The organism is Legionella nigrisilvae, from assembly GCF_977063395.2.
On the sequence record NZ_CDRUGZ020000044.1, the window covers coordinates 161,385 to 187,350 of the forward strand.

Below are 25,966 nucleotides of genomic sequence, written 5' to 3' on the forward strand. Positions count from 1 at the left end.
GTATTGCAGAATTAAAAGTCTAGGAAAACTTTAACCGCCTAGGTTAAGCTTCTTTATCAAGGCTACCGAATCCTATCAACACTTCTTAAATTTTCTATACTCTGAATTATCAATTTAATGTACTATGAAATCGTTCGACTTTTATAGGAGATTATGTTGAAAAGGATCTGTTTTTTAATGATATTTTTTGTTTCTCAAGCAATAAGCTCTGTATTTAGTTCAGAGGATATCCAAAAACTAAGACAACATTTTTATGCCAATATCCAATCTAATGGAGCAATAGTAGCCGCTCCCTCAAAACAAAATCCAGATTATTATTATGATTGGGTTCGTGACTCAGCGATAGCCATGAGCTTGATTGAAACCTGGTACGAATCCTCTCATGCCATTGGATACAAAGAACGTTTATTTAACTATATTTCTTGGACTCAAAAACTTCAGCATCAATATGATCCATTACCGGGGCAAGATATATTGGGAGAACCTAAATTTTATATTAATGGTTCGCCGTTTGATGGTTCTTGGGGCAGGCCACAAAATGATGGTCCAGCTTTAAGAGCATCGGTTCTAATTCGTTTTGCGCAACAATTGTTAGATGATAATGAATCAGAATATGTACTGGCGAATCTTTATAATAGTAGTTTGGATCCAAATTCAATGGGCGTCATTAAAATGGATTTGGAATATACCGCTCATCACTGGTCTGATAAAAATTATGATCTGTGGGAAGAAGTATTTGGAGATCATTTCTTTACTGCCATGACTCAGCAAAAAGCACTTCATGAAGGGGCTGCTCTTGCTCGTCGGCTCAATGACAAGGAAGCAGCTCTTTATTATGACCAACAAGCAAAACTAATAGGTCAGCGTCTCAATGCGCATTTGGATCCAGTACATAAAACAATTCAAGCAACACTTTTGCCCCATCCAGGTCCACAAAAGGCTTTAGAGCTTGATTCATCTATAATTTTGGGTATTTTATTTAATCCACAAACAGAGGGTGATTTAGCGCCAGATAGTTTATATGTCCAAAATACAGTTGAAGCGTTATACAAACAATTTAATTCAATCTTCCCAATTAATAACAACCATTCAGGAGAAATTTTATTTGGACGTTATCCTGGAGATACCTACGATGGATATCAAACCAATAGCATGGGTAACCCCTGGTTTATTTTAACAGCAACTATGGCTGAATATTACTATACGCTTGCTGATAATTTACCTTTAACCAAAATCAATCAACCTGCAATCATAAAACACATTCAAGTGGGTGATAATTATCTGAAACTTATAAAAAATTATGGCAAAGACATGAAATTAAGTGAGCAAATTAATTTAACTACCGGAGTCCAACAAGGTGCGCCATCTCTAACTTGGAGTTATGTTGCTGTTTTACGTGCCATTGATTTAAGAGATAAACTAACTAATAAGTTAAAATAATTTCAAGAAACTTTTCACTAGCCAACGGTCTTTTCAAAGCCCTATGGCTAGTTTTTTATTTCCTTTTAGGTAGAAGCGTAATAAGAGGGTTCTTCTTTGTCTGTATCTTCAATCGGAAATGTCTCTTCGCGTCCTAACATACGTAGTGGCTTGCCTGACATAATATAATTCTCAATTTGCTCCAAGCTAATGTTTTTTGTTTCAGGCATATAAAAATAGGTATAAATAAGACCTAGAAGACAAATCACCGCATACACAGCAAAAGTGTATTCAATACCCAACATTTTTTCTAAAAGAGGGAAACTAAAAATGACAATTGTATTAAAAGTCCAGTTACTCATAGCGGAGAAACCCATTCCCACGCCACGAACGTGTAAAGGAAATATTTCAGCCATCGCAATATGGGGTATTGGCCCCACACTCACCGCAAAAGAGAAAATATAAAGAATCAGACAAAGAACTGATAAGTAAGGTAACCAAGGGATTTGATATACTGAAAACATACATAAAAACAAGAGGCTGAAACACATGCCGGAGAAACCAAATAGCAGGAGTTTACGCCGACCTATTTTATCAACACTAAGCATAGCTATTACTGTCACCAGTAAATTAACAAGACCAATACCAATGGTTGCCAAGATTTGTCCCGCGACACTATTCATTCCTAAATTTTTGAAAATTTCAGGTGCAAAATAGATAACTACATTAATTCCGCTCAACTGTTGTAGACAAAATAGCATGGTGCCTAGCATCAAAACTGGTAATAAGGGGCTTTTAAACAACAATAGCCAACTTCCCTTTTTAGGTTCATTAGCCAAAGTCCTTTCGATATCCAACAGCTCATGCTCGATTGAATGACTTTTACGTAATTTTTTTAAAGCCTTGGATGCTGCCTCACGACGTCCCACACTGCATAACCACCTAGGAGACTCTGGCATGAGTAAAATTCCAATGCATAAGACCAGGGCAGGAAAAGCACTTGAAGCAAACATGGCACGCCAATCATTGTTTTCAAGAAATAAATAATTGACTGAATAAGAGCAGACGATTCCTACTGTCATTGCCAATTGGTAAATAGCAACGACTGCTCCTCTTGTTTCATAAGTTGCTGTTTCTGCCAAATACAAGGGGGCCATTACTGAAGCCATACCAATTGCTAAGCCAAGAACTAATCGTGAAATAATAAGTATAGTAATTGAATCAGCAAATCCAGCTCCTAAAGCTCCTAAAAAAAACAAGACTCCGGAAAAAGACAGTAAGGTGCGACGACCGAAACGCTTCACCCCTTTTGATGCCGTAATCGCACCAATTAACATGGATCCGAACAAGGCACCAAAGGGCAATGCTGAGGCCATCACCCCAACATGAGTAGCCGTTAAGCCAAAATGATTTTTAACCAATTCTATAGAACCTGCAATGATTCCTTCATCATAGCCAAACAAAAAACCCGCGACCGAACCGATAATTGCAACAACCCATGTCATATTTAACTCCTTGATCGATAATCCCAAATTGGGTGTAAATACCTTATTCCCAATTTATCGGGCTATTCTTTATCTACTCCCATCCTCGTACACTGTGACGCGCCGAAAGAGATAAATCAGTAATTAATGCCCAATCACCTTTTTTAATCGCTTCTTCGGGAACTATCCAGGAACCTCCAACACAGGAAACATTTGGCAGTGCCAGATAATCAGAAAAATTCTTCTCATTAATCCCTCCTGTTGGACAAAATTTAGCTTGCGGGAAAGGACCATGCATCGCTTGTAACATATTGGCTCCCCCCGCAGCAGTTGCAGGAAAAAATTTAAAATGGGTATAGCCCAAAATTAATCCTTCCATTAATTCCGATACACTCGACACACCAGGTATTAATGGGATATTGGAAGTACATCCCGCAGTTAAAAGGGCTTGGGTTTTTCCGGGGCTTAGGGCAAATTTTGCACCCATATCTGCAACGTGTTTTAGTTGTTCGGGAGTAGTTACAGTTCCAACTCCAATTAAAGCTTCGGGGAAAGTTTTTAGGAGTAATTCAACGGCCTCTAAGGCAATTGGCGTTCTAAGTGCGACTTCAATTATATGGATACCCCCTGCAAATAACGCTGTAGCTAAAGGCAGAGCGTCCTCTATTTGTTTAATTACAACAACCGGGATAACAGGTGATGTGGAAAAAATAATTTCCGGCCGCACCAGCCAATTTGGAAACGACATGAAGCTCTCCTTGTAGTCGATTGCAGCCTAAATGAAGTAAGTGTAATTCTAGAAATAAGACTTATCCGATATTCTAATTTTCATCTAAGCCACGATTGTTTTAAATAAACTGCAGCCCCCAATATCCCGGGTTGCTCGGCAGTAATCACATAGGTCGGGATTTTCGCATTGAAATCGCTAAAACGCCCTTTTTCTTCAAAACAAGATCGAAAATCACTGCCATGCAACAAGGTAATTAATCGTGGTACGATACCACCCGCAATGTAAACACCCCCAAAGGCAGCAAAAATTAATGCTAAGTCACCAGCAAAAGAACCTAAAATTTCGAAGAATTGCGCTACGGTCGCTTCAGCAATGGTACATTGTTGTGCTAAAGCCAACGCAATTATTTCTGATGCGGAAACTAGACCTATTTCCCTTTGATGCAAACTAGCCAGTGCTTCGTATAAATTTTCTAAACCCTGCCCTGATAATAAGCGCTCATAGGATACATGCTCATATTTTCGTCTGAGATAACGATAAATAAACCATTCTTGCTCTGTTTTTGCACCCCAACTAATGTGCCCTCCCTCTCCTGCATGAGCAGAATATCCTTCCTGAGTTGACACCAGAAATGCCACCCCAAGTCCGGTTCCAGCCCCCAAGATCGCCCTGGTTCCATTTTGTTCTGCAGTCCCTCTTCCTATTTGGAGAATTTGTTGGGTGGTTAAAACAGGTAAACTCATTGCAATGGCATTGAAGTCATTCAAAACCTTAAGCACTGTCAGCCCTAATTTTTGCTTGACTTCATTAATAGAAAAACGCCAATGTGCGTTGGTCATACAAATCACATCCCCAAGCACCGGACAAGCAATCGCGAGGGCAGCTTGCTTTATTTCATCCAAACCATGTTGTGATTTATAGGCTGAAAACAGGGATTCAAAACTAGGATATGCAGCGCATGAGTAAATTTCAATTTTATCCATAAGCAGATTATTTAAATTGACACGACTGAAGCGTGCAAAAGTTCCACCGATATCTGCAACGATCGCATAATCTTTTAAACCATCACTCATAACACGTCTCTTTTCCCTGAAACAAACTACATGCTCCCTGCTCAGCTCCGGTGAATTGGGATCTTAAACTGCTAAATAGTTCTCTACCCATGCCAAGATAAGAGCCCATTTCAGTTAAAACTGCTTTCGTTCTTAATTCCAGCTCATGATCTGTAACTAATAATTGCAGTACCCCTTGTTCGGCATCAATTAAAATCATATCCCCAGTTTCAATTCGACAAAGTACTTCATTATCTAATGCCTCAGGTGTGACATGAATCGCAGCAGGAACTTTACCTGAAGCACCAGACATCCGGCCATCAGTCACTAAAGCAACTTGAAAACCTTTATCCATGAGCACACCCAGTTTGGGTGTTAATTGATGTAATTCGGGCATTCCACAGGCTTTAGGTCCCTGAAAGCGCACTACTACCACGCAATCTTTATTTAAATCGCCTTTTTGGAACATCTGTGCAAACTCCTCCTGACTGGAACATACCACTGCGGGCGCTTCAATTTTACTTTTCCCAGCAGCAAGCCCTGAAGTTTTAATTACCGCCCGTCCAATATTTCCACTTAATACTTGCAAGCCACCTTGAGCTTTAAAAGGAGTTTTAGCAGAAGTTAATACACTTTCATCATTTGAACTAGAAGGGCCAGGAGCCCATAACAATTGCTCATTATCTAATAAAGGTTGTTGGGTATATTGCTGCAAACCAAAACCCATCACTGTATGAACATCCTCATGGAGCAATTTTGCATCCAGTAAGGTATGGATAAAATAGGCCATACCACCCGCTCGTTGGAAGTGATTGATGTCTGCATATCCATTCGGGTAAATCTTGGCTATTAAAGGAGTTACGGCAGACAATTGAGCAAAGTCATCCCAATTAATCGAATACCCTGCTATAGCCGCTATGGCAATTAAATGCATAGTATGATTCGTTGAACCGCCAGAAGCCAATAATGCCACAATGCCATTGACAATATTTTTTACATCCATCAATTTGCCTATGGGCATATAATGATTAGTTAAATCCGTTAAGGAAAGAATTTGTTGTGCCGCAGCCCAGGTTAGTGCATCACGTAAAGGCGTACCCGGATTGATAAATGATGAACCGGGAAGCTGCAATCCCATGGTTTCAATAATCAGTTGGTTGGAGTTAGCAGTGCCATAAAAAGTGCAGGTGCCTGCAGAATGATATGAAGCCGCTTCTGCCTCAAGCAATGCATTTTTATCTACTTTCCCTTCAGCATACAATTGACGAATACGCGCTTTCTCTTGGTTTGATATGCCTGAAGGCATAGGGCCTGCGGGTATAAAAATGAAAGGTAAATGACCAAAGCTCAAAGCTGCCATCAGCAATCCCGGAACAATTTTATCGCAAATACCGAGCATAAGGCCGCCATCAAACATATTATGAGACAAACCTATGGCTGTTGACATGGCAATTACATCTCGGCTTAATAAGCTTAATTCCATGCCACTTTGTCCTTGGGTAATTCCATCACACATTGCCGGAACGCCTGTAGCAAATTGTGCTACGCCACCCGCAGCAGAAATAGCTTTTTTGATTAACGAGGGATAATTCAGATAAGGTTGATGCGCTGAAAGCATGTCATTATAAGACGAAACAATAGCAATATTTGCGTTAGTCATCCCCCTCAGCTTGGCTTTATCCTGTTTCGCACACGCAGCAAAACCATGGGCTAAATTACCGCAATGGAGCACACTGCGATGAGGGCCTTTAATACGTAATTGTTCTATATGCTTTAAATACAAATCTCTGCTACTTATACTCCGTTCACGGATTCGGTCCGTAACTTGAGCTACAACCGGGTGCATTTTTCTTCCTTAAGGTGCGTATAGCACCTGAACATTTGCATCAAAGTTATTTAAAAAAGCACTCACTGGCATTACCATAGAATCATGCTCTGCCATTGCTTGATGCAATACAGTCAATTTCTTCTGACCTAATAAATGTAAAAAGATAACGCGACTATTTAATAATCTTTTTTTAGATAAGCTTATGCGTTGATGAGGGGCAGTCTTTGGGCTAATTCGAAGCACTGCTGCAGCGTTATCATCCAACCCCATACCCAGTTCATCAGAGCAAGGAAACAAAGAGGCGACATGCCCATCCTCACCCATCCCTAAAATCACCGCATCAAACGTAGGTAGAGAGGCAATCATTTGCTGTGTTTGTTCTAAAGTACAATCTTCATTGTATAAACTCAAAAAATGAGCTTTAGCTGCCTGATGCTGCAGTAAAAAATTTCGGACTAAACGGTCATTTCGATCGGAATCATGAGCAGGCACACAACGCTCATCGGTCAAAGTGATTGTAATTTTATCCCATGGGAGATCCGTTTTAGACAAAGCTTTAAATAAATCAATAGGAGTTTTTCCACCCGAGACCACTAAATAAGCGTGGCCACGTTGCTCCACTGCATATCTAAGAATACCTTTTATCTGCTCGACCAAATCCTCTGTTAAGATAGACGCTTCACTAAAACTACGTAACTGCATTTTGCTCCCCCCATACATGCGCCTTACCATTATATAAACGAATTACTTCTAAAGGCCCCCAAGTTCCTGCAGGATAAGTATAAAGTGGGGTCTCCTGCCTTTCCCATGCTTGCCCAATTTCATCAATCCATTTCCAAGCTTGTTCTACTTCTTCACGACTTACAAACAGATATTGATGACCTAGCATCACCTCCAACAATAAGCGCTCATAAGCATCGGCAATTCTTTGCGAGTTAAAGAGATGATTAAAATTTAAGTCCAGCTTACTATCTCGTAATTGCATAGTTTCACTAAGACCAGGGATTTTATTCATCATTCGTAATTCTACTCCTTCATCGGGTTGCAAACGAATGATAAGTTGATTAGGAGACAATTCTTGTTTTAATTGTTTAAAAACATTATATGGTTGTGGTTTAAAGTAAATCACTACCTCACTTTGTTTTTTTGATAATCGCTTACCGGTTAATAAATAAAAAGGGACACCAGACCAGCGCCAGTTATCTATAAATGCCTTGATTGCAACAAAAGTTTCAGTAGTTGAATTTTTATGGGCGCCTTCTTCATTCAGATACCCAGGTATTTGTTGGCCCTTAATCACGTTTCCCACATACTGCGCACGCACCGTGTGCTCCTGGGCATGTACAGGAGAAATAGGTCGCAATGATTTTAATACCTTTAACTTTTCACTACGAATACATTCAGCAGAGAGACTCATTGGTGGTTCCATTGCCACAAGAGCTAGAATTTGTAAGAGATGATTTTGCAACATATCCCTTACTTGACCCGATTTATCATAATAAGACCATCGTCCTTCCACGCCTACTTCTTCTGCTACGCTAATTTCAACTTTATCAATAGCTTGATGATCCCAATTTGAAGAAAATATCGCATTTGCAAAACGAAGTACTAGGAGATTCAATACTGTTTCTTTACCCAAATAATGATCAATTCGATAAATTTGATCTTCGGCAAAAAAATGGGCCACCTCATTATTAATTACTATGGATGAAGGTAAATCATGACCAATTGGTTTTTCTAAAACCACTCGTGAGGGTTGTTTGGTTAAACCAATACTTGACAGACCTTGGCATGTTTGAGCATAAAGTGTCGGAGGAATTGCAAAATAAGAGATTGCGATTCGCTCCTCGGGACTTACATAATCTAATATCCTCGAATAATCTTGGGGTTGTGTGAGATCAATCTGGCAATAAGTCATCTTATGAATGAGACGTGACCAAACCTGTTCATCCAGTTCTTCATTGATAAAAGCTTGTACTTTAGATTTTATTAACCCGGTATAGTCAGTTAATGTGAAGGAATCCCGAGCGCATCCAATAATTCGGGTATTGGCATGAAGCAAATTGGCGCGTTCGAGTTGATACAAGGCGGGAAATAGCTTACGACATGACAAATCCCCCAAAGCACCAAATATAATTAAATCACAAGGATATTTTACAGCAACTTCTTCGATCATGTTTGTCCCAAACAATCCTTTTTTGAGGTTCAATACTAAATTGAAAGATTGTGCAGATCAACACAAATCAAAGCTTATCCTGAGAAAAGGAGTTTCACGGAAAAGCCTTTGGGGCCAAATGTTTTTGGGACAATCATTGCAAAACCTGATTTTTATGCTATATGAAATAAATAAGATAGCCGTTCGCTTCGCCTGCTTCATTGGCTTAGCTATGAGGCGATGACTAGAGGAGTAATTAGATGTATTTTACCCTAAATCGTTATTAGGAGAAGCCGATGCTTAATAAGAGATTTTCTGAAAGATTAAATAAAGAACTTGACAATATTGGTGCACCCGAATCAAGTGCAGAACGTATTGAAGTATTATCGAAGCTGGTTAAAATCCCAAGGTTTAAGGCGGAAGCATTGCTTAACGGCGCCACTAACCCAGATGAAAAATTACTCAATGCATTAGCCCAAGAATTCGAGGTAAGTGCTGATTGGTTGGTCGGTAAAAGTGATTCGTCTCATTAATGTATTTATTCGACTTTATGCGCGCATAAACACATATTGTCTATAATTAGAGCTACATGTTTGTAATTATGGGGTATTTGTATTATGCGAGCACCAATAGATGCCTCAACTATCGAAATTGAAAATTAGCTTCTTCTATTAAGAAGTGATCCTTGTGGAAAGAAAATCCTCACTCCTAAAACAATGGACGTGGTCAATAAATTTACGAAAATGCTTGATGCCGCCAAAGTTGAACTCGAAAATGCCCCCTCGTTCTATGGTGCTCATCCAGATACTTCCTTTTTTAAAAGAAAGTATCGTGAAGTAATAAAGGGGAATCGTGAGCAAGAGGAAGAAAATTCCGATATTTCATATCGCTAAACGACGAGCCGTGAAGCGGCTTAACCATGGAACCGATCATTCACACTGATCGGTTTTGCATGTTTCTCAATGTACTCAAAAATTTTGCCAGCTATATTAATTCCAGTGGCTTTTTCCACACCTTCAAGACCGGGGGAGGAATTAATTTCTAAGACTAAAGGTCCATGATTCGATCGAATTAAATCGACACCCGCAACCTTTAATCCCATTGTTTTAGCAGCACTAACTGCAATAGAACGCTCTTGTGGGGATAACTTTACTTTGACCGCTTTTCCACCTTGATGAACATTGGCCCGGAACTCCCCCTCTTTCGCTTGTCGTTTCACCGCCGCAATTACTTTTTCTCCGACAACAAAACAGCGAATATCGACGCCACGTGACTCCTCAATAAATTCTTGTACCAAAATGTTGGCATGCATTTCTTTAAAAGCATTAATAATACTCACCGCTGATTGATGACTATCTGCGAGAATAACCCCTTTCCCCTGAGTTCCTTCCAATAATTTAATAACTAATGGAGCACCCCCAACCATACGAACTAGGTCTTCAGTATCATCCGGTGATTGGGCAAAGCTTGTTAAGGGCATAGGGATTCCTTTGCGGGCTAATAACTGTAATGAGCGGAATTTATCACGCGAGCGGGCTATGGCTAAGGATTCATTTAAAGCATACATACCCATAGTTTCCATATGACGCAAAACTGCTGTACCGTAATAAGTATTCGATGCACCAATTCTTGGAATGACTGCATCAAAATGAGGCAAGGGTGACCCTCCTCTATAATGAACCTTAGGGCAGGAAGCGGCGACATTCATGTAACAATATAAAGGATTAATAATTCTAATCTCATGGCCAGCAGCTTCTCCCTCTGCTTTCAGACGCTTGTGAGAGTACAAATGTGGATTTGTGGCCAATATTGCAATTTTCATGAAAAACGCTTTCCTCAATTTTTTTATTATTCTAGAAATTTCGAGCCTTTTTACAACTCGCTCGTATAAATAAAGCCTAGTCCAAAAATGTAAAAATCACCTTGGAGCAACAAAATATATTTCAAAAAAATGTTCCCTTAAGAAACCAACAACAGATAATCCTGCGCTAATAAATCTGCATGATGCGGCGTGGTAAAAAATGCATTAAGTTCTCCGTGGGGATTGAACAGCATCAAAGCACCACTATGCTGAATATCATAATTTGTGGCATCATTAGTTCCCCTTTCAATTACTTTTGCATAAGCAATTCCCATTTCTCGAGTCATTAACTTAATGGATTCCTCATCTCCTCGGGCCCCATAAAAATTAGGATTGAATGAAGTGACATAATGTCCTAGTTTTTCTTGATTATCACGCTCAGGATCAATTGAAATCATCACGACGTGCGGCAAATTCTTTACACCCTTCTCTTCAAGAATGCGATACATTTTGGATAATTCGGCCATAGTAGTGGGACAAACATAACCACAGTTTGTAAAACCAAAAAACATTAAAGTCCATTTCCCTTTTAAGCTCTTATTGCTAAATGGTTTTTCATCCATTCCTGTTAAATTAAACTGATTCACTTGTCTTGGATTTTCAAGGTAAGTACCATGAAATGAAGACACATCTATTTTTTTCTTAAAATGAAAATGCTGACCTACAAAAATTCCTGAAAACAATCCTGCAAGAGCCAGCAAAACAACTACAGTAAAGGTAACACTTTTAGCCTTTAAACTCATTTTACCCCCTTATAGGAACATACATGGAATAAGTCTCATAAACAGCTTTCACAAAAATTACTGTTCTTGGAACTTATTTCATACCTATTCCTTATAGATAATGATCGATCAATAAAAAAACAAACAATAACATCAAATACACGATTGAAAATCTAAATGTTTGCATTGCAACAACAGGTTTATCGGTACGATATAATTTATGCGACCAAAATAAAAATCGCGCACCCAGCACTAAAGCCCCTATTAAATAAAATAAGCCACTCATCCCTACAACAAAAGGCAATACACTCACTACAAGCAATAAGATGGTATATAAATAAACACTCAATTTAGTAAACGCAATCCCATGGGTGACCGGTAACATGGGAATTTGAGCATGCTGATACTCTTCGTAACGATAAATAGCCAGAGCCCAAAAATGTGGAGGTGTCCATATAAAAATAATTAATACCAGCAATAAAGCTTGAGGATCCAATTGATTTGTCACAGCAGTCCAACCCAGCAACGGTGGTGCAGCTCCAGCTAATCCACCGATGACTATGTTTTGGGAGGTGGCTCTTTTTAAGTAACCTGTATAAATACCAGCATAGCCTATGAGGGTAATAAACGTAAGGCACGCAGTGAGTTGATTTACAAATATCACCAAAATTGTCAGCCCAAGAGTACCCATGATTAAAGCAAACCATAAAGCTTGCTTTACAGAAACCTGTCCACTCGCTACAGGTCTTTTTTTGGTTCTGGCCATAATGGCATCAATTCGTTTATCTACCAAATGATTAATTGCAGCCGCACTTCCTGCACACAGTCCAATACCAAGCAGAGAAAAAATCAGCAGCGACATACTAACCCAGCCAGGAGCAGCCAGATACATTCCGACAACTACCGTCAATAACATAAGTAGTACAACTCGAGGTTTGCATAACTCAAGGTAATCACGCCAAGTAGCTGACGAAGATTGAACTACATGCTCAGCGTGCATCATTTTGCCCCTTACGCGTTAAATGCAGCGTACTAAATAAGGTTGCCAGTAATAGCGCAGCAACCCCATTATGGGCTACAGCAACACTAATTGGCAGTAAATAAATTACATTTAAAATTCCTAAAGTAAATTGAACCAATACTAATAAAGACAACACTACAGCTGCGGTTTTAAGATAATTAAAGCTGCTTCTGCATAGAATCAATAAGGAGAGTACCAGAATATAAACTGCGGTTATTATTGCCCCTAATCGGTGGATAAATTGAATTGTTACTCTTACATCATGATCGAGTACCCCTCCTTGATAATTAGCTCCCACTGGCGAAAATAAATTAAATCCTTCTGCGAAATGTAGATCAGGTAACCATTCACCATTACACATAGGGAATCCAATACATGAGATCCCAGCATAATTTGAACTAACCCAACCGCCTAATGCGATTTGCAAGAACACAATAAGCACCCCGATTCGTAACCAAGGACGCCATTGTGATAAATCATGTCCCTTTATTGAGCTAATTTGTAATCGAAAACGACTTAAGCATGCAACGATCAGCATACCGCCTAAAAGGTGTCCCATAACGACTACTGGTAACAACTTCAAGGTTACTGTCCACATCCCCAAAGCAGCTTGAAAGAAAACTAAGATAATTAGTGCAGCGGGCAAATGCCAAGACAAATTGTTACCCTGCAAACGCTTGCGTGCTACATAAAAACCTATAAAAAAAATTAACAAAGCTAAAGAACCAGCAGCATAACGATGAGCCATCTCCGTCCATGCCTTTCTAGATTCGATGGGAATTTGTGGGTATTGAGTTTGTGCAGCCTGCAATTTGTCCGTAGCACTTGGAAGAACCATCTGGCCATAACAACCAGGCCAATCCGGACAACCTAAGCCTGCATCACTCAAGCGCGTATATGCCCCGAGCATAACTACGAATAAAGACAAAAGCACAGCAAATGACACTACATACCGTAATAATTTATTCTGCATTAGATTAATCACTCTTTTCTGTTGTATTGAGCAATAACTTCAAATCTTTGTATACATCATTAGGGTTTACCTGAGATGCATAACTGAGTATTAAATAATTACCTGGATCAGCTATAAATACTTTATTTTCAGGCAAGAAAGCCTCTTTATTAAATTGATCTGCAGATAATTTTGCCACTTTAAAATCTATTTCCTTTAAATAGGCTTGTTGCTTTGGTGATAAGGGAGGTGCTTTATCACTGAGAAGAAGCCATTGATCCACCTGGTATAATTTGCGTCCTAACGCCAGACGAATTCGAGCGAGTATATCGAGCTGCTTCATACACTCTTGATCACAAGCCTCTGAACTCCAAAAGACGATACGCCATTTGGATTTTCCTTCCAAGGCATTCACCATTATTGGTGGATTCAGCAATGTCCCTTTATTAACCCGAGTAGCGCCCAACCAAGAAGGATGCTGGTAAAATAAATAAGCCGCTACGCCGGGGGTGACGAATATTACAACCAACAACACTAAAATATAATATTTACTGGCTTGTTTTTTCATTTTTTTTCTTCAGATTTAAGGCTACAAATATAATAAGTATTACCAATGCCATAGCAAACCACTGCAAAGCATAAGCTAAATGCCGCTGCGGAGGCATGGATACCGTTTCCCATTCACGCACAAATCCATTTGTGTCTTGCTTGTCGAGGCGAATAATAAACGGAGCGACTGATTTTTGCAAAACTTGGCTGATCAATTGATCATCTACACGCTCCAAAATGATCGTATTATTCCCTTTTTCTTCTATAGCCGGCCCTAAAACCCATTGATTTTTACTGGGAAAATAGACTGTTCCTTGTAATTCGATTATTCCTTTGGGGATTTGAATGTTTGGAAGAATTCGCCGTGTCAGTTCACCATGAACCCATCCGCGATCAATTACAATTATAGATCCATCGGACAATTGGAAGGGAGATAAAACATCGTAACCAAATTGATGTTTGTAATGTTGATTATCCAATAAAAATATTTGCGGCAGATAATGACCTTTTAAGGAGAGTCGTTCATATTGCACTGGCAGTTCTTTCTTTACCGCCCAAGGAACTGGGTTTTGCTTCTCTTGGTTTTTTTGTGCCACAATCATTTTTGTTTTTTCATCTGCACGATGGATTTGCCAGAACCCAAGGCGAACGAATAAAGAAAAAACTAGGATTGCCAGAATTGACATCGGCCAGCTTGGGGTGAAACGAAATTTAAAACAGGTTAAACTAGGCATCATTAATTAATTGTTTAAATGTTAGTCATAATTTGACGGCAATTTCGGGAGTATAACAAATGATCACTAAAATTATCATCATCTGTGTAATGATTATCATTGCTGGGTCTTTGGCAAGTGGTCTTATCTTCCTAATTCGAGACCCAGGAAACTCCAAACGTACCGTTAAAGCATTAACGATAAGAATAAGTATTTCAGTAGGTTTATTTATATTTTTATTAATTGCTTTTAAACTGGGTTTAATTAAGCCTCATGGCATTTGATTGGAAGGATAAATTATGCGTATTGTATTAATCAGTTTCCTATTTCTGTGTCAGTGCATCCATGCAGACACCATAAAAAATTACATGAGTATCGCTGATAATATTCCTCAGATGGAAGTTAAAGCAGATCCTCAAGCGCAAGCATGGGCTCGCTCTGCTCGCCATGTCTTAACAATAACGTGCGAAAGTATTGCAGAAACGATGATTCAAGCCAATGAAGTCGCAAAAAATCAAGGAAATCCTATTTTTTGCTTGCCACCAGGGGTACAGCTTAGTGCATTTACGCTTTGTGAATTGATTCAGCAGACATATAAAGAAATCTCAAGCCAGCAAAGTGATAAAGATTCCATGACCGTTTCTCAAGTAGCCTGGTTAGGAGCAAGTAAACACTATCCTTGTCAACAAAATACAGCGGCAAAAAATGAAATGCTTCATGTTTCCGCAGCGCTTGGACAACCCTCCTCACAAAAATAATAAGCCCTTCTTTTTACATGAGTAAGGATTAATTCGCATTGATTTAATCCTTATTCAAAATATTAATTACTAATGTCGCGAATTTCTCTGAGATAACTTAACAAACTGTGCTTTTTTTAACACCCCTCCAAAACTTCTTTCAAAGTTGGACGCCCTAGGGTTTTCATTACTTTTAAATTTTAAAAAAATAATGATATATATCATAAAGATTAGCCAACTTGCTGTACGTGAAAGGATAAAATATGATTCCTCCAAACAAGCCAGAAAATGAGGCGGAACGCTTAGCAACACTTTATAAATTACACATACTCGATACCGAGAAAGAGGAACGTTTCGATAGAGTAACGCGTATTGCATGCAAACTTTTTGAGGTCCCTATTTCGGTCATCTCATTTTTGGAATCTGAGCGTCAATGGATGAAATCCACGCAAGGATTTGACATAAAGGAGGCCAAGAGAAGAACATCATTTTGTGGTCATGTTATTCTTTCTGATGAAATTATGGTGGTCGAAGATGCAACCAAAGATGAACGATTTTATGATAATCCTTTTGTTCTTGGAAAACCAAATTTCAGATTTTATTTAGGCTGTCCTTTAAAAGTCAAAGGCTATAATGTGGGGGTAATTTGTCTAATCGATGACAAACCTCGAGCAAAAAGCGAAGTCGATGAAAATGTGGTTCACGATCTTGCTGAAATGGTGGAAATGGATCTGGAGCAATTACAGATTTCCATAACTGATGAATTAACAGGTTTATCTAATCGGAGGGGATTTTTAAAATTAGCCGGCTACTTATTTGAGAAATGTCAACGTGAAAATCAAATGTTTACCCTATTATTTTTTGATTTAGATAAATTCAAATTAATAAATGATCAATTTGGACATGCGGAAGGTGACAAAGTGTTAAAAATTTTCGCGAATGCTCTTCTCCAAAATTTTCGGTATCATGATGTTATAGGACGTTTAGGCGGTGATGAATTTTGTATATTTTGTTCGGGATTGAACCAAAACGATGTATCTGCAATTATTGACCGCTTAAAAAGCGTTTTAAAATGTGCACAATCCTCTAATTATAAGATTGAATTCAGTGCGGGGAGCATACAATATGATGCCAATAAACATCGAACCCTGAAGGATATGCTTGATCTAGCTGATTCTAAAATGTATGCAACTAAAAAAAGTAAGTGAAGTGGCATCAATGCACATCGATTGTTAAGAATGTTCCTTAATCTTTGGGCAAACTAGCCAAACAAAGGCCAAGATGCCCTTTGATAAATCAACTTAATTAAGCTTCAAGCATGTTAATTATCGCATTATTAATGTCAGGATATACACTAATTACAACAGCAGCTACTAACATAGCTACTCCTACATAACGAAATAGATAAGCGTTCCTGTGGGAAATTAATAAACCCACACCAACTCCAACGCCTAACAATAGAAGAGAGGAAAATAATGTGCCTAGAATAAATAAGGGCAAATTATATACACCCACCCCACCTGAAGTCATCATTTCATTACCTTGGAATATAGTAAACAGAGCAACTAAACCTATGGTTAGAAGTAGTGAGACGCTCGGACGCAAAGAAAGCAACCCCGCACACACAATAAGAGATGCCAGGATACCATACTCTAACAAAGGTATAGACACTCCAGAAAGGTTTAATATCCCACCTAATACCATAGCAACAGCAAATATCAAAGGTATGCTCCACAAAGCTCGTCCACCAATTTGTGCCGCAATTAGCCCCACTGCCAACGTAAATAACATGTGGTCTACCCCATGAATGGGCATACTCAAACCTTGGACAAAAGGTTCATTTCTCATAAATTCAGCATGATGTGCAAACGCTAACGATGGAACACAAAAAACCAAAAAGATGCCAAAAATTGTGCACCATGAACTGCATTTAATTTTCAACATTTCAATTCTCCCTTTCCCCAAAAAAAAAATTTATAATTTAGTATAGTCCATCCGTGAGCATATAATAAAATTAGTGATTGAAGATTATGACAATAATCTTAATTAAGGATTGTATGAATTGTGTACAAATGATTTAAATAGGTCTGCACTTAGTTGATAAAATCTTTTATAAATCCCCTCATCCGTTTTTTAATCATCGAGAAAATTGCTTATGAATAATTAAGTAGACTTTTTCTTTCAAGCCTGGACTCTATTGAGTTGATCCAGGCTAAAAGCAATTGACCTCATATTATTTACTAAATTCTTCAAATGCTTCTAAAGCTTCTGCAGCATACATTAAAGATGGACCCCCACCCATGTAAACTGCCATACCTAAAGTTTCCAAGAACTCTTGGCGTGTTGTTTGTAATTTAATTAAAGCTTGCGCATGAAATCCTATGCAACCATCACATTGTTTCGCAACAGCCAGAGCCATAGCAATTAATTCTTTAGTTTTTTTATCGAGTACACCGTCTTTAGTTGCTGCTTGCGCAAGAGCTGAGAATCCAGACATTACTTCTGGCATTTCTTTACGCATTTTGGCTAATTGAGTACTAATATCTTTGGTAACCTGAGAATATTTATCTGACATTTAAAAAAGCTCCTTTTAGTAATCACTCATTCTCTCTATCATTTTCTTTGTTATTCACCAACAAACAAGTCAATGTTTCGTTTGAGTAATTATTTTATTAATGAATGCCGAAAAGGCACTCTAAGGTCTATTTATATTTCTACCCCAATTGGCGAAATGTAAACAGACCCTAAATTTACCGCATAACTCTGATTAGAAAAAGATTATTGATTAAGAAACAGCTCGATTTAACGTTTCTTTCGCTAAAGTCAGGCGACGCTCAACCTCACCTAACTCTGCTTTTAAATGCAAAATTGCACTGGAATTATGGCTATGTCGAAGGTGCTCCAAAGCTTTACTCATCGCATGTTGTTGCTCTAAAAGCGTATTAATTTCAAATTCAAGATCATTGATCCATTGTTGTCTAGTACTCAACATTTTTATGCCAAAGGAAACGTTTTCTCCTGACTTTTTTTTGCCTTGATGCATTTGACATAAGACAACCAAGATGTTTATTTTTTGTCTAATTCGCTCTGCCAAATATAAAGCACTCCGCTTGTTTTGTTGTTTGGATAATGCATGAATGTCCGCTTTAATTTCTGCGATACAGGCTACACCATTTGCTTCTTTATCTAAACGAAATACCCCTCTGGGTAGGCGATGAATGGAGAAAAAGGAACCCAGCTCGTTAATTTTCCATTCCAATTCAGGTAATCGTGCCATTAACTGGCTCAGCAATTCATTAGATTCTGTAATGTCCATGGTGCTTTGTCCTTACATCTCCCTTCACAGAGGCCAGGAAATTCTGCAAAAATCTTAATCTGGAACAGCCGCATCCAATATTGGTGTTTTTCCTCGCAACCAGGAACTTACAAATGGTGGTGAACACATGAGAATTAAACCACCAATTAATGTCAACTCGTAGCGTGCCATACCACCTACATTAATTCCTTCTGGTGGAATAAAACTCACGGCTAAAGTAGCACATACACCCACAATACCTACACCCGCTACAAATAACATACCTATTATACCGCCAGGAATTGCAAATGGTCGAGGATGGTGGGGCTCAGCAATCCGCAATTTAATTGCTGCGGCAAACATAATAAAATACATCAGCATATACAATTGAGCAGCTAAAGCAGTTAGCAACCAATAAGATCCATTCACACTAGGCATAAATAAGAATAAACCTGACAGAACAGTGACAATGCTGGCCTGAGTGAAGAGCATTACAATCGGTGCACCTTTTTCATTCGTACGTTGGAAATATTCAGGTAAATTACCGTCTTCTGCAGCAACCAATAATCCTTTTGTGGGGGCAATTATCCAGTTACTCACACCACCAAGCCCACCTAAAACCAACATTACAGCGACTACAGGCATCATCCAATACATGTGATAACTGGAAAAAAATGCTTCAAATGCTTGCATAATTCCTGCTACTAAATTGATGTCCTTGCCGGGCAAAACAATTGCAATAGCCAAAGAACCTAGAATTAGGGTACTTAAAATAATTCCTACTGAGTAAATTAATACTTTGGGAAAAGCATGTTGTGGATTATCTACATCATTTGCATGAACGGTAGCGATTTCAATACCACAAAAAGACATGATGATCGCAGTTAAAGAGACCCACATAGACTTATCAGCTAAATGAGGTACGATACTTGGAGTATCAAATTGAATTTGCAACGGATTACCCTGGGTAACCCAAAAAGCCCCAAGGCCAATAATCAACGACATGGGTAATAATAAACCTGCAAGAGAACACAGATTACTGAATACAGCTGAAGATTTCATTCCCCGCAAATTTAATATCGTAGCTCCCCAAAATGAACTAACGATTACTGCCCAAAGAAAATAAGGATTACTTGTCAATGCAGGATTAATTAAATAACCAATAGTGCCTGCGACGAAAGATAATATCGTTGGGTACCAAATTACATTTTCTATCCATTGCAACCAAATGGCTAAAAAACCCATCTTTTTCCCAAACGCTTGTTTAACCCAAATGTAAATCCCTCCTTGTTTGGCCCACCCTGAAGCCAATTCTGCTGAAACCAAAGCAGTTGGGATTAGAAAAAATAAAGCACCTAAAACAAAATAAAAAATTAATTGACTGCCAAATAAGGCCGTAGCAGGCAAATTTCGTATACTATCCACAGAACCAACTGTTATCATAGTCAGACTGAAAATTGTCAGTGAATGTTTTTTCTCGATCATCGCATTCCTTCAGTGCAGTTTTGGGGCGTGCAGAAGCTACATTATATTAAAAATTAGCTTAAGGAACCCTTAATAATCGGGCAATAATTAAACAAAATGTTCCTTGATTTTATTTACTAGCCCATAGATTTTTAGCTTGCTCTGTAAAATAGCATGATTTAATAAGAAAATCTCTGCATTTTTTCCTGTCTTAATGTACCAAATTATTAGCTCAAGCCAGAAAAGCGAACACACTCAATTCCCGTTTTAAAATAAAAAATAAAAAGTTCTAAAATACTTACCACACACCGAGAGATTGAATAAAGAGAAACGACCTAATTAAAACAATAATTATTAACTAATATTAAAATTAGATCATGGATGGGAGAGTTTCATATCCTAGCTTCTCTGTGCTATAGTTCCTATTTTTTTCGGGTAATAGATCATGTTTGAAACCTTAACCGAACGGTTGACCCGCTCCTTCAAAAGTCTACGAGGGCAGAGTCGATTAACTGAAGATAATGTACAACAGGCTCTGCGTGAGGTCAGGATGTCACTGCTGGAAGCAGACGTCGCCTTACCTGTCATTAAAGAATTTATCGAAGAAGTAAAACAAAAAGCTTTAGGACAGACAGTCTTAACTGAGTTAAATCCCGATCAGGCTTTTGTTAAAATCGTTCATGATGAATTAATTCATATCATGGGTGATGAACGTGCTGAGCTTAACTTTAAAACTCAACCCCCAGCTGTATTCCTAATGGCAGGATTACAAGGCTCAGGAAAAACGACCAGTACTGCGAAACTCGCACGATACTTAAAAGAATCTGAAAACAAAAAAGTAATGGTGGCCAGCGTCGACGTTTATCGACCCGCTGCAATACAACAGCTCAAAATATTAGCAGAACAAATAGATGTCACTTTCTTTCCCGCAGAAGCCAACGAGCAACCACTAAGTATTGCTAAAAAAGCGCTTGATACCGCAAAAAAACAATATATGGATGTATTGTTGATTGATACTGCAGGTCGTCTGCACATCGATGCCGACATGATGACGGAAATTAAAGCCTTACATCAAGAAATAAACCCAATTGAAACACTGTTTGTTGTAGACAGCATGACCGGACAAGATGCTGCGAATACAGCAAAAGCCTTTCATGAAGCCTTACCTTTAACAGGAGTCATTCTCACTAAAACAGATGGCGATGCGCGTGGCGGTGCCGCTCTCTCAGTAAAACAAATTACGGGACAACCTATCAAGTTTATTGGTAGTGGTGAAAAAGTAGAAGCTTTGGAGCCATTTCATCCCGAGCGAATTGCCTCCAGAATCCTTGGCATGGGTGATATTCTTACTCTGATTGAAGAAGTCGAACGGAAAGCAGACAAACAAGCGAGTGAAAAACTAGCTAAAAAGTTGAAAAAAGGCAAAAGTTTTGATCTAGAAGACTTCAAACAACAACTGCTGCAAATGAATAATATGGGCGGTATTGCTGGTATGATGAGTAAACTACCCGGCGTCAGTCAAATGATGCCGCAACAAGCAATGAAACAGGTCAGTGACAAAGCTATGGCACAAACTATTGCTATTATCAATTCCATGACCCCAAAAGAACGTCGTATCCCCAAACTTATTGTGGGTTCACGCAAGAAACGAATTGCATTGGGTTCAGGGACACAAATACAAGATGTAAACAAATTATTAAAACAATTTGAACAAATGCAAAAAATGATGAAAAAATTTACAAAACCTGGTGGAATGCAAAAAATGATGCGTGGACTCGGTGGTATGGCAGGATTAAAAGGCATATTACCGGATGATTTTAAATAATTCGCAAGAATTACTTCACATGGTGAATTAATTTTCGTACAATACACGGCATTTTTACGTAACCACTCTAAAGTAGAGGAAAATAATGGTCGTTATACGTTTATCAAGAGGTGGCGCCAAAAAGCGTCCGTTTTATCATATGGTCGTTACTGACAGCCGCAAACGCCGCGATGGTAGTTATATTGAGCGTATTGGTTATTTCAACCCTGTAGCTCGTGGACAAGAAGTGCGTCTGCATATCGATGCAGAAAAATTGAGCCACTGGCAAAAAGTAGGGGCACAGTTATCTGATCGCGTCAGCGCTTTGATAAAAGAATTTAATAAGAAAGGCGAAGCTGCTTAATAAAGTGAATAATCAGGAAAGCTGGATAATAATTGCCCGTTTTGGGCGGCCTCATGGTGTTAAAGGTTTTGTTACGGTTCACTCCTTTACAGAACCTCGTGATAATGTTCTAAAGTATGCAAATTGGCATGCGTTTATTAATAATAAATGGCAACCAATCAAATTGTTGCATGCCGAAGTACAAAATAAATCCATCATAGTCCAAGTTGAAGGTTATCCTGAGCGCGAAGTTGTAGCTCAGCTCACTAATATAGAAATTGCAGTGCAACAGGAACAATTGGCAAAACTGGAACCTGGTGAATATTACTGGCATCAACTTATAGGTATGAATGTGATCAACCAACAAGGAGAATCTTTTGGGAAGGTCATTGAAATAATCCCTACAGGTGCAAATGACGTGCTGGTCGTAGAAGGTACTAAAAGACTGTTAATACCTTACCTGCCTGGAAAATTTGTATTAGATGTGGATTCCACCCAGCAGATAATCACTGTTGATTGGGATATGGATTTTTAAGCGGTGCTTCATTTCGGTGTAATTAGCTTAATACCTGAAATACTTAATGCCTTAAATTACGGTATTACAGGAAGAGCCATTGAGCAAGGCTTAGTTAAAATTGATTGCTGGAACCCAAGAGATTGGTCTTCCAGGCCCTACAGGCAAGTTGATGACAAGCCTTATGGGGGTGGCCCGGGAATGGTAATGATGTATGAGCCCTTGAAAGGGGCCATTATGCAGGCACGTAGTCAAATGCCGAGTCATTGTAAAACGATTTACCTGAGTCCTCAGGGCAAGGTAATTCGACAAAATGACTTGAATCAAGTGGCAAATGACAAACAACCACTGCTCTTTATTGCTGGGCGATATGAAGGAATTGATGAGCGTATTCTTCAAAATTATGTAGATGAAGAATGGTCTCTTGGCGATTTTGTTTTAAGTGGTGGTGAGCTCGCCGCTACGGTGTTTATCGATGCTATTATTCGTTTAATACCGGGGAGCCTAGGGCATCTTGGTTCCGCAGAACAAGATTCATTTATGAATGGTTTACTGGATTGCCCGCATTATACACGACCAGCAACCATTGAAGGATTAGAGGTGCCGCCTGTTTTATTAGGTGGTCACCATAGAGATATAGAACTGTGGCGGCGAAAGCAATCTCTAGGTAAAACCTGGCTTAAACGCCCAGATTTACTTGAAAAAATACAGTTAAGTGAAACAGACAAGCAATTGCTTGCTGAGTTTAAGTATGAACACGGTGATTCCTAAAGGATGAACCAATTTGAGGAGTAGTCCATGACTAATATTATTGACCAACTAAATGCTGAGCAAATGCAAGGCAAGGAAATCCCAGATTTCAATCCTGGTGATACTGTTTTGGTTCAGGTGAAAGTAATTGAAGGTACCCGTGAGCGTTTACAGGCTTTTGAAGGTATTGTTATTGCAAAACGTAATCGTGGTTTAAACTCTGCATTCACTGTTCGTAAGATTTCACACGGTGTTGGTGTTGAGCGTGTATTCCAAACTTACAGTCCGATTGTTGATAGTATTACTGTAAAAAGACGTGGTGATGTTCGTCGCGCCAAACTTTACTATTTACGTAATTTAGCTGGTCGCGCAGCTCGCATCAAAGAAAAGTTACCTGGTAAGAAAGCGGATTAATACTTAATTCCCTGAACACATAATCCCCGTACAGCGGGGATTATTCTTATTGTCTTCATGTTAAGAAAAAAAATCTTAATCATACAGATAGATTTAATCCAAAGTTTTTCTAAAAAGCAAAATTGCTGAAATAACAATCAGAAACATAAACAATAAAATGGGCCAAATATCAGGCCAGAGAATGCTCAAATCGGCGCCTTTCAACATAATATTACGTGTGATTCTTAAAAAATGTGTTAGCGGAATCACTTGGCCGATGTTTTGCGCCCAAAGTGGCATCCCACTAAATGGAAACAAAAATCCAGAAATCATAACTGCAACCAAAATATAAGCATTAGTTGAGGCTACAGCTTGGAATTGAGTCTTGGCGAAGGCAGAAATCGCTAATCCCATTGCTAAACTTCCAATCGAGTAAGGTGCCATTATCGAAAGATAAAGTAAGAAGCTTCCATGAAAAGGCACCGAAAAGACAAAAACCGCAATGATCAGGAGCATAAATAAGATAAGATAGCCCACTATAAAATGGGGGATAACTTTACCTAAAATTATATTTGCTGCGCTTAGTGGTGTAATTAACAGTGTTTCGAAAGTCCCTACCTCATATTCAGCAGTGATTGACATGGCAGTAAGAAGCGTAAGTGTTGTGAACATAAGTACCGAAATTAAACCAGGGACAATATTATATTGTGAAAATCCTTCAGGATTAAATTTAGGGTGTATATCAAATTTAAAAGGTGTTTGCTGGGAAGAAAGATAGTTTAAAGAACCAGACAAATCACGTTCAAACAATTGTGCTGGAAGAGCAACTGCTGCTCGAAATGCATTGGAGATTGCTACTGGGTCAGAAGCGTCCGCTTCAATAAGGACATGAGGTTTTTCTCCTCTTATTAGACTCTTTGAAAAATTGGGAGGAATATTGATAACAAAAAGCCCCTTTCCACTTTGTAAAAAATTCTCTGCTTCTTTTTCATTATGAGCAAGATGATTTAAGGAAAAATATCCTGTATGTTTAAAACCTTCTAATAATGATCGCGTAAAGGTATTACTCTCAGAGGATACAACTGTTGTTGGCAAATATTTGGGATTGGTATTAATCATAAAACCGAATAACAGTATTTGCATGATAGGAACTAAAAATAAAAACAAAAAAGTAGAAATATTTCGTTTGATTTGTATAAACTCTTTTTTAGCAACTGATAGGACACGATAAAATTCTATTTTTATCATCTATGATCTCTGCTCACCGAATGTAGAAAGCCAAACAAATACATCTTCCAATGATGACTCAATTATTCTTCCATTAAAAAATTCATTTTCGATATAAGGCTTTATTACTTCAAACAACTCCTCCTTATTTTTACTACTCACATGGAGGGTATTATGGAATCTTAAAACTTGATCAACTCCCTCAATAGCTTCTAATTGATGGGATAACATTGCAATATTCCTTCCCTTTATTTCCCAAGTAGTCAAATTTACAGAATTTAAAATTTCTTCAATCGTTCCTGACATAAGGGTTTGACCATAACACATGTATGCAATTTTATTACATTTATCCACTTCATCTAAATTGTGTGAACTTAATAAAATAGTAATTCCTTCCTGTGATAATTGATGCATTAATTCCCAAAACTCTCGTCTCGCCTTAGGATCAATATTGGCGGTTGGTTCATCCAATAATAACAATAAAGGATCATGTAATAAGGAAACGGCTAGTGATAAGCGTTGTTTCCAGCCACCAGATAAGGTACCTGCGATCTGATTTTTGTATTGTTCCAAATCAAATTTATGCAAGTATTTTTCGATTTGATTTTTTCTATCAACAACACCATAAACTTCAGAGAAAAACATCATATTTTCGTAAACAGTTAGATCCTTATAGAGACCAAAGTTTTGCGACATATAGCCAACAAGAGCTTTAATCTGACGGGATTCTTTTACAATATCAAACCCTACACACTCACCAGAACCGGAATCAGGAGTAATAAGTCCACACAACATTCTCAAAGAAGTAGTTTTTCCGGCGCCATTTGGTCCCAGGAATCCATATATATCACCATACTCCACTTTAAGATTTAGATTTTTTACCGCCTGATATTTATTGAATTTTTTTGTCAAATTGCTTACATCGATAATATAATTGCTTTTATCCATAAAAA

Annotated in this window: 29 protein-coding genes; 11 read left to right on the forward strand and 18 right to left on the reverse strand. The window is 38.5% G+C overall.

Features of this window, described 5'->3' with window-relative positions:
- The first annotated feature begins 177 nt into the window (after positions 1-177).
- On the forward strand, positions 178-1,440 hold the full coding sequence (locus ACWTE2_RS33060; protein WP_454786087.1) for a glycoside hydrolase family 15 protein: 1,263 nt from the start codon (positions 178-180) through the stop codon (positions 1,438-1,440).
- Between the two features lie 65 nt (positions 1,441-1,505).
- On the opposite strand, the gene ACWTE2_RS33065 is transcribed toward ACWTE2_RS33060, so the two are convergent.
- The 6 genes from ACWTE2_RS33065 to zwf all read right to left on the reverse strand — a co-directional run bounded on the left by ACWTE2_RS33065 (position 1,506) and on the right by zwf (position 8,689).
- Complete coding sequence (locus tag ACWTE2_RS33065; protein ID WP_454786088.1) at positions 1,506-2,924, reverse strand: sugar porter family MFS transporter; 1,419 nt, start codon at positions 2,922-2,924, stop codon at positions 1,506-1,508.
- Positions 2,925-2,997: 73 nt separating this feature from the next.
- A complete protein-coding gene (locus ACWTE2_RS33070; protein WP_454786089.1) occupies positions 2,998-3,651 on the reverse strand; it encodes a bifunctional 4-hydroxy-2-oxoglutarate aldolase/2-dehydro-3-deoxy-phosphogluconate aldolase in 654 nt (217 codons plus the stop codon).
- 80 nt (positions 3,652-3,731) lie between these two features.
- Complete coding sequence (gene glk, locus ACWTE2_RS33075) at positions 3,732-4,706, reverse strand: glucokinase (RefSeq protein ID WP_454786090.1); 975 nt, start codon at positions 4,704-4,706, stop codon at positions 3,732-3,734.
- On the reverse strand, positions 4,699-6,531 hold the full coding sequence (gene edd / locus ACWTE2_RS33080) for a phosphogluconate dehydratase (protein ID WP_454786091.1): 1,833 nt from the start codon (positions 6,529-6,531) through the stop codon (positions 4,699-4,701). Before edd ends, glk begins: the two co-directional genes overlap by 8 nt.
- 9 nt (positions 6,532-6,540) lie before the next feature.
- Entirely contained in the window at positions 6,541-7,215 is a 675-nt protein-coding gene (gene pgl / locus ACWTE2_RS33085) for a 6-phosphogluconolactonase (RefSeq protein WP_454786092.1), read from the reverse strand.
- Entirely contained in the window at positions 7,202-8,689 is a 1,488-nt protein-coding gene (gene zwf / locus ACWTE2_RS33090) for a glucose-6-phosphate dehydrogenase (RefSeq protein ID WP_454786093.1), read from the reverse strand. Before zwf ends, pgl begins: the two co-directional genes overlap by 14 nt.
- Positions 8,690-8,964: 275 nt before the next feature.
- On the opposite strand from zwf, the gene ACWTE2_RS33095 reads away from it, so the two are divergent.
- Both ACWTE2_RS33095 and ACWTE2_RS33100 read left to right on the forward strand, forming a co-directional pair.
- The gene (locus ACWTE2_RS33095; RefSeq protein WP_182391570.1) at positions 8,965-9,201 is read left to right on the forward strand and encodes a hypothetical protein; all 237 of its coding nucleotides are present in this window, start codon (positions 8,965-8,967) and stop codon (positions 9,199-9,201) included.
- 189 nt (positions 9,202-9,390) lie between these two features.
- Positions 9,391-9,561: a hypothetical protein gene (locus ACWTE2_RS33100; protein ID WP_483099552.1), complete on the forward strand. Its 171-nt coding sequence runs from the start codon at positions 9,391-9,393 to the stop codon at positions 9,559-9,561.
- A 20-nt stretch (positions 9,562-9,581) separates the two neighbouring features.
- Here ACWTE2_RS33100 and rimK read toward each other — a convergent pair whose 3' ends face one another.
- The 6 genes from rimK to ACWTE2_RS33130 all read right to left on the reverse strand — a co-directional run bounded on the left by rimK (position 9,582) and on the right by ACWTE2_RS33130 (position 14,507).
- Positions 9,582-10,490: a 30S ribosomal protein S6--L-glutamate ligase gene (rimK, locus tag ACWTE2_RS33105; RefSeq protein WP_182391572.1), complete on the reverse strand. Its 909-nt coding sequence runs from the start codon at positions 10,488-10,490 to the stop codon at positions 9,582-9,584.
- 137 nt (positions 10,491-10,627) lie between these two features.
- Positions 10,628-11,272: an SCO family protein gene (locus ACWTE2_RS33110; RefSeq protein ID WP_454786094.1), complete on the reverse strand. Its 645-nt coding sequence runs from the start codon at positions 11,270-11,272 to the stop codon at positions 10,628-10,630.
- A gap of 91 nt (positions 11,273-11,363) precedes the next feature.
- The gene (gene cyoE, locus ACWTE2_RS33115) at positions 11,364-12,251 is read right to left on the reverse strand and encodes a heme o synthase (RefSeq protein WP_454786161.1); all 888 of its coding nucleotides are present in this window, start codon (positions 12,249-12,251) and stop codon (positions 11,364-11,366) included.
- The gene (locus ACWTE2_RS33120; RefSeq protein WP_454786095.1) at positions 12,241-13,245 is read right to left on the reverse strand and encodes a COX15/CtaA family protein; all 1,005 of its coding nucleotides are present in this window, start codon (positions 13,243-13,245) and stop codon (positions 12,241-12,243) included. Before ACWTE2_RS33120 ends, cyoE begins: the two co-directional genes overlap by 11 nt.
- A gap of 4 nt (positions 13,246-13,249) precedes the next feature.
- Positions 13,250-13,792, reverse strand: coding sequence for a hypothetical protein (locus tag ACWTE2_RS33125; protein WP_454786096.1), 543 nt, complete (start codon positions 13,790-13,792; stop codon positions 13,250-13,252).
- Positions 13,773-14,507, reverse strand: a complete 735-nt coding sequence (locus tag ACWTE2_RS33130) for an SURF1 family protein (protein ID WP_454786162.1) — start codon at positions 14,505-14,507, stop codon at positions 13,773-13,775. Before ACWTE2_RS33130 ends, ACWTE2_RS33125 begins: the two co-directional genes overlap by 20 nt.
- Before the next feature lie 59 nt (positions 14,508-14,566).
- Between ACWTE2_RS33130 and ACWTE2_RS33135 the strand changes: the two genes are divergently transcribed.
- The 3 genes from ACWTE2_RS33135 (at position 14,567) to ACWTE2_RS33145 (ending at position 16,431) form a co-directional block, all read left to right on the forward strand.
- A complete protein-coding gene (locus ACWTE2_RS33135; protein ID WP_454786097.1) occupies positions 14,567-14,770 on the forward strand; it encodes a twin transmembrane helix small protein in 204 nt (67 codons plus the stop codon).
- Between the two features lie 15 nt (positions 14,771-14,785).
- Complete coding sequence (locus ACWTE2_RS33140) at positions 14,786-15,244, forward strand: phosphatase (RefSeq protein WP_182391577.1); 459 nt, start codon at positions 14,786-14,788, stop codon at positions 15,242-15,244.
- Positions 15,245-15,486: 242 nt separating this feature from the next.
- Positions 15,487-16,431, forward strand: a complete 945-nt coding sequence (locus ACWTE2_RS33145) for a sensor domain-containing diguanylate cyclase (RefSeq protein ID WP_454786098.1) — start codon at positions 15,487-15,489, stop codon at positions 16,429-16,431.
- A gap of 97 nt (positions 16,432-16,528) precedes the next feature.
- Here the strand turns inward: ACWTE2_RS33145 and ACWTE2_RS33150 are convergent, their stop codons facing one another.
- From ACWTE2_RS33150 to ACWTE2_RS33165, 4 genes are all read right to left on the reverse strand, one after another.
- Positions 16,529-17,167 carry a HupE/UreJ family protein gene (locus ACWTE2_RS33150; protein ID WP_454786099.1) on the reverse strand — a complete coding sequence of 213 codons (639 nt, stop codon included), beginning with the start codon at positions 17,165-17,167 and terminating at the stop codon, positions 16,529-16,531.
- 289 nt (positions 17,168-17,456) lie between these two features.
- Positions 17,457-17,798, reverse strand: coding sequence for a carboxymuconolactone decarboxylase family protein (locus ACWTE2_RS33155; protein ID WP_182391580.1), 342 nt, complete (start codon positions 17,796-17,798; stop codon positions 17,457-17,459).
- A gap of 210 nt (positions 17,799-18,008) precedes the next feature.
- Entirely contained in the window at positions 18,009-18,539 is a 531-nt protein-coding gene (locus tag ACWTE2_RS33160; RefSeq protein WP_454786100.1) for a hypothetical protein, read from the reverse strand.
- 54 nt (positions 18,540-18,593) lie between these two features.
- Positions 18,594-20,003 (reverse strand): amino acid permease, encoded by a 1,410-nt coding sequence (locus ACWTE2_RS33165; RefSeq protein ID WP_182391582.1) that lies wholly within the window; start codon positions 20,001-20,003, stop codon positions 18,594-18,596.
- Between the two features lie 424 nt (positions 20,004-20,427).
- Between ACWTE2_RS33165 and ffh the strand changes: the two genes are divergently transcribed.
- From ffh to rplS, 5 genes are all read left to right on the forward strand, one after another.
- Complete coding sequence (gene ffh / locus ACWTE2_RS33170; protein WP_182391583.1) at positions 20,428-21,807, forward strand: signal recognition particle protein; 1,380 nt, start codon at positions 20,428-20,430, stop codon at positions 21,805-21,807.
- An 85-nt stretch (positions 21,808-21,892) separates the two neighbouring features.
- A complete protein-coding gene (gene rpsP, locus ACWTE2_RS33175) occupies positions 21,893-22,150 on the forward strand; it encodes a 30S ribosomal protein S16 (protein ID WP_182391584.1) in 258 nt (85 codons plus the stop codon).
- Positions 22,151-22,154: 4 nt separating this feature from the next.
- Positions 22,155-22,664: a ribosome maturation factor RimM gene (rimM, locus tag ACWTE2_RS33180; RefSeq protein WP_182391585.1), complete on the forward strand. Its 510-nt coding sequence runs from the start codon at positions 22,155-22,157 to the stop codon at positions 22,662-22,664.
- A gap of 3 nt (positions 22,665-22,667) precedes the next feature.
- Positions 22,668-23,414, forward strand: coding sequence for a tRNA (guanosine(37)-N1)-methyltransferase TrmD (trmD, locus tag ACWTE2_RS33185; RefSeq protein ID WP_182391586.1), 747 nt, complete (start codon positions 22,668-22,670; stop codon positions 23,412-23,414).
- A 27-nt stretch (positions 23,415-23,441) separates the two neighbouring features.
- Positions 23,442-23,807, forward strand: coding sequence for a 50S ribosomal protein L19 (rplS, locus tag ACWTE2_RS33190; RefSeq protein WP_182391587.1), 366 nt, complete (start codon positions 23,442-23,444; stop codon positions 23,805-23,807).
- A gap of 93 nt (positions 23,808-23,900) precedes the next feature.
- Here the strand turns inward: rplS and ACWTE2_RS33195 are convergent, their stop codons facing one another.
- On the reverse strand, positions 23,901-25,034 hold the full coding sequence (locus ACWTE2_RS33195) for an ABC transporter permease (protein ID WP_454786101.1): 1,134 nt from the start codon (positions 25,032-25,034) through the stop codon (positions 23,901-23,903).
- Positions 25,035-25,961: an ABC transporter ATP-binding protein gene (locus tag ACWTE2_RS33200; RefSeq protein ID WP_454786102.1), complete on the reverse strand. Its 927-nt coding sequence runs from the start codon at positions 25,959-25,961 to the stop codon at positions 25,035-25,037.
- Positions 25,962-25,966: the final 5 nt, after the last annotated feature.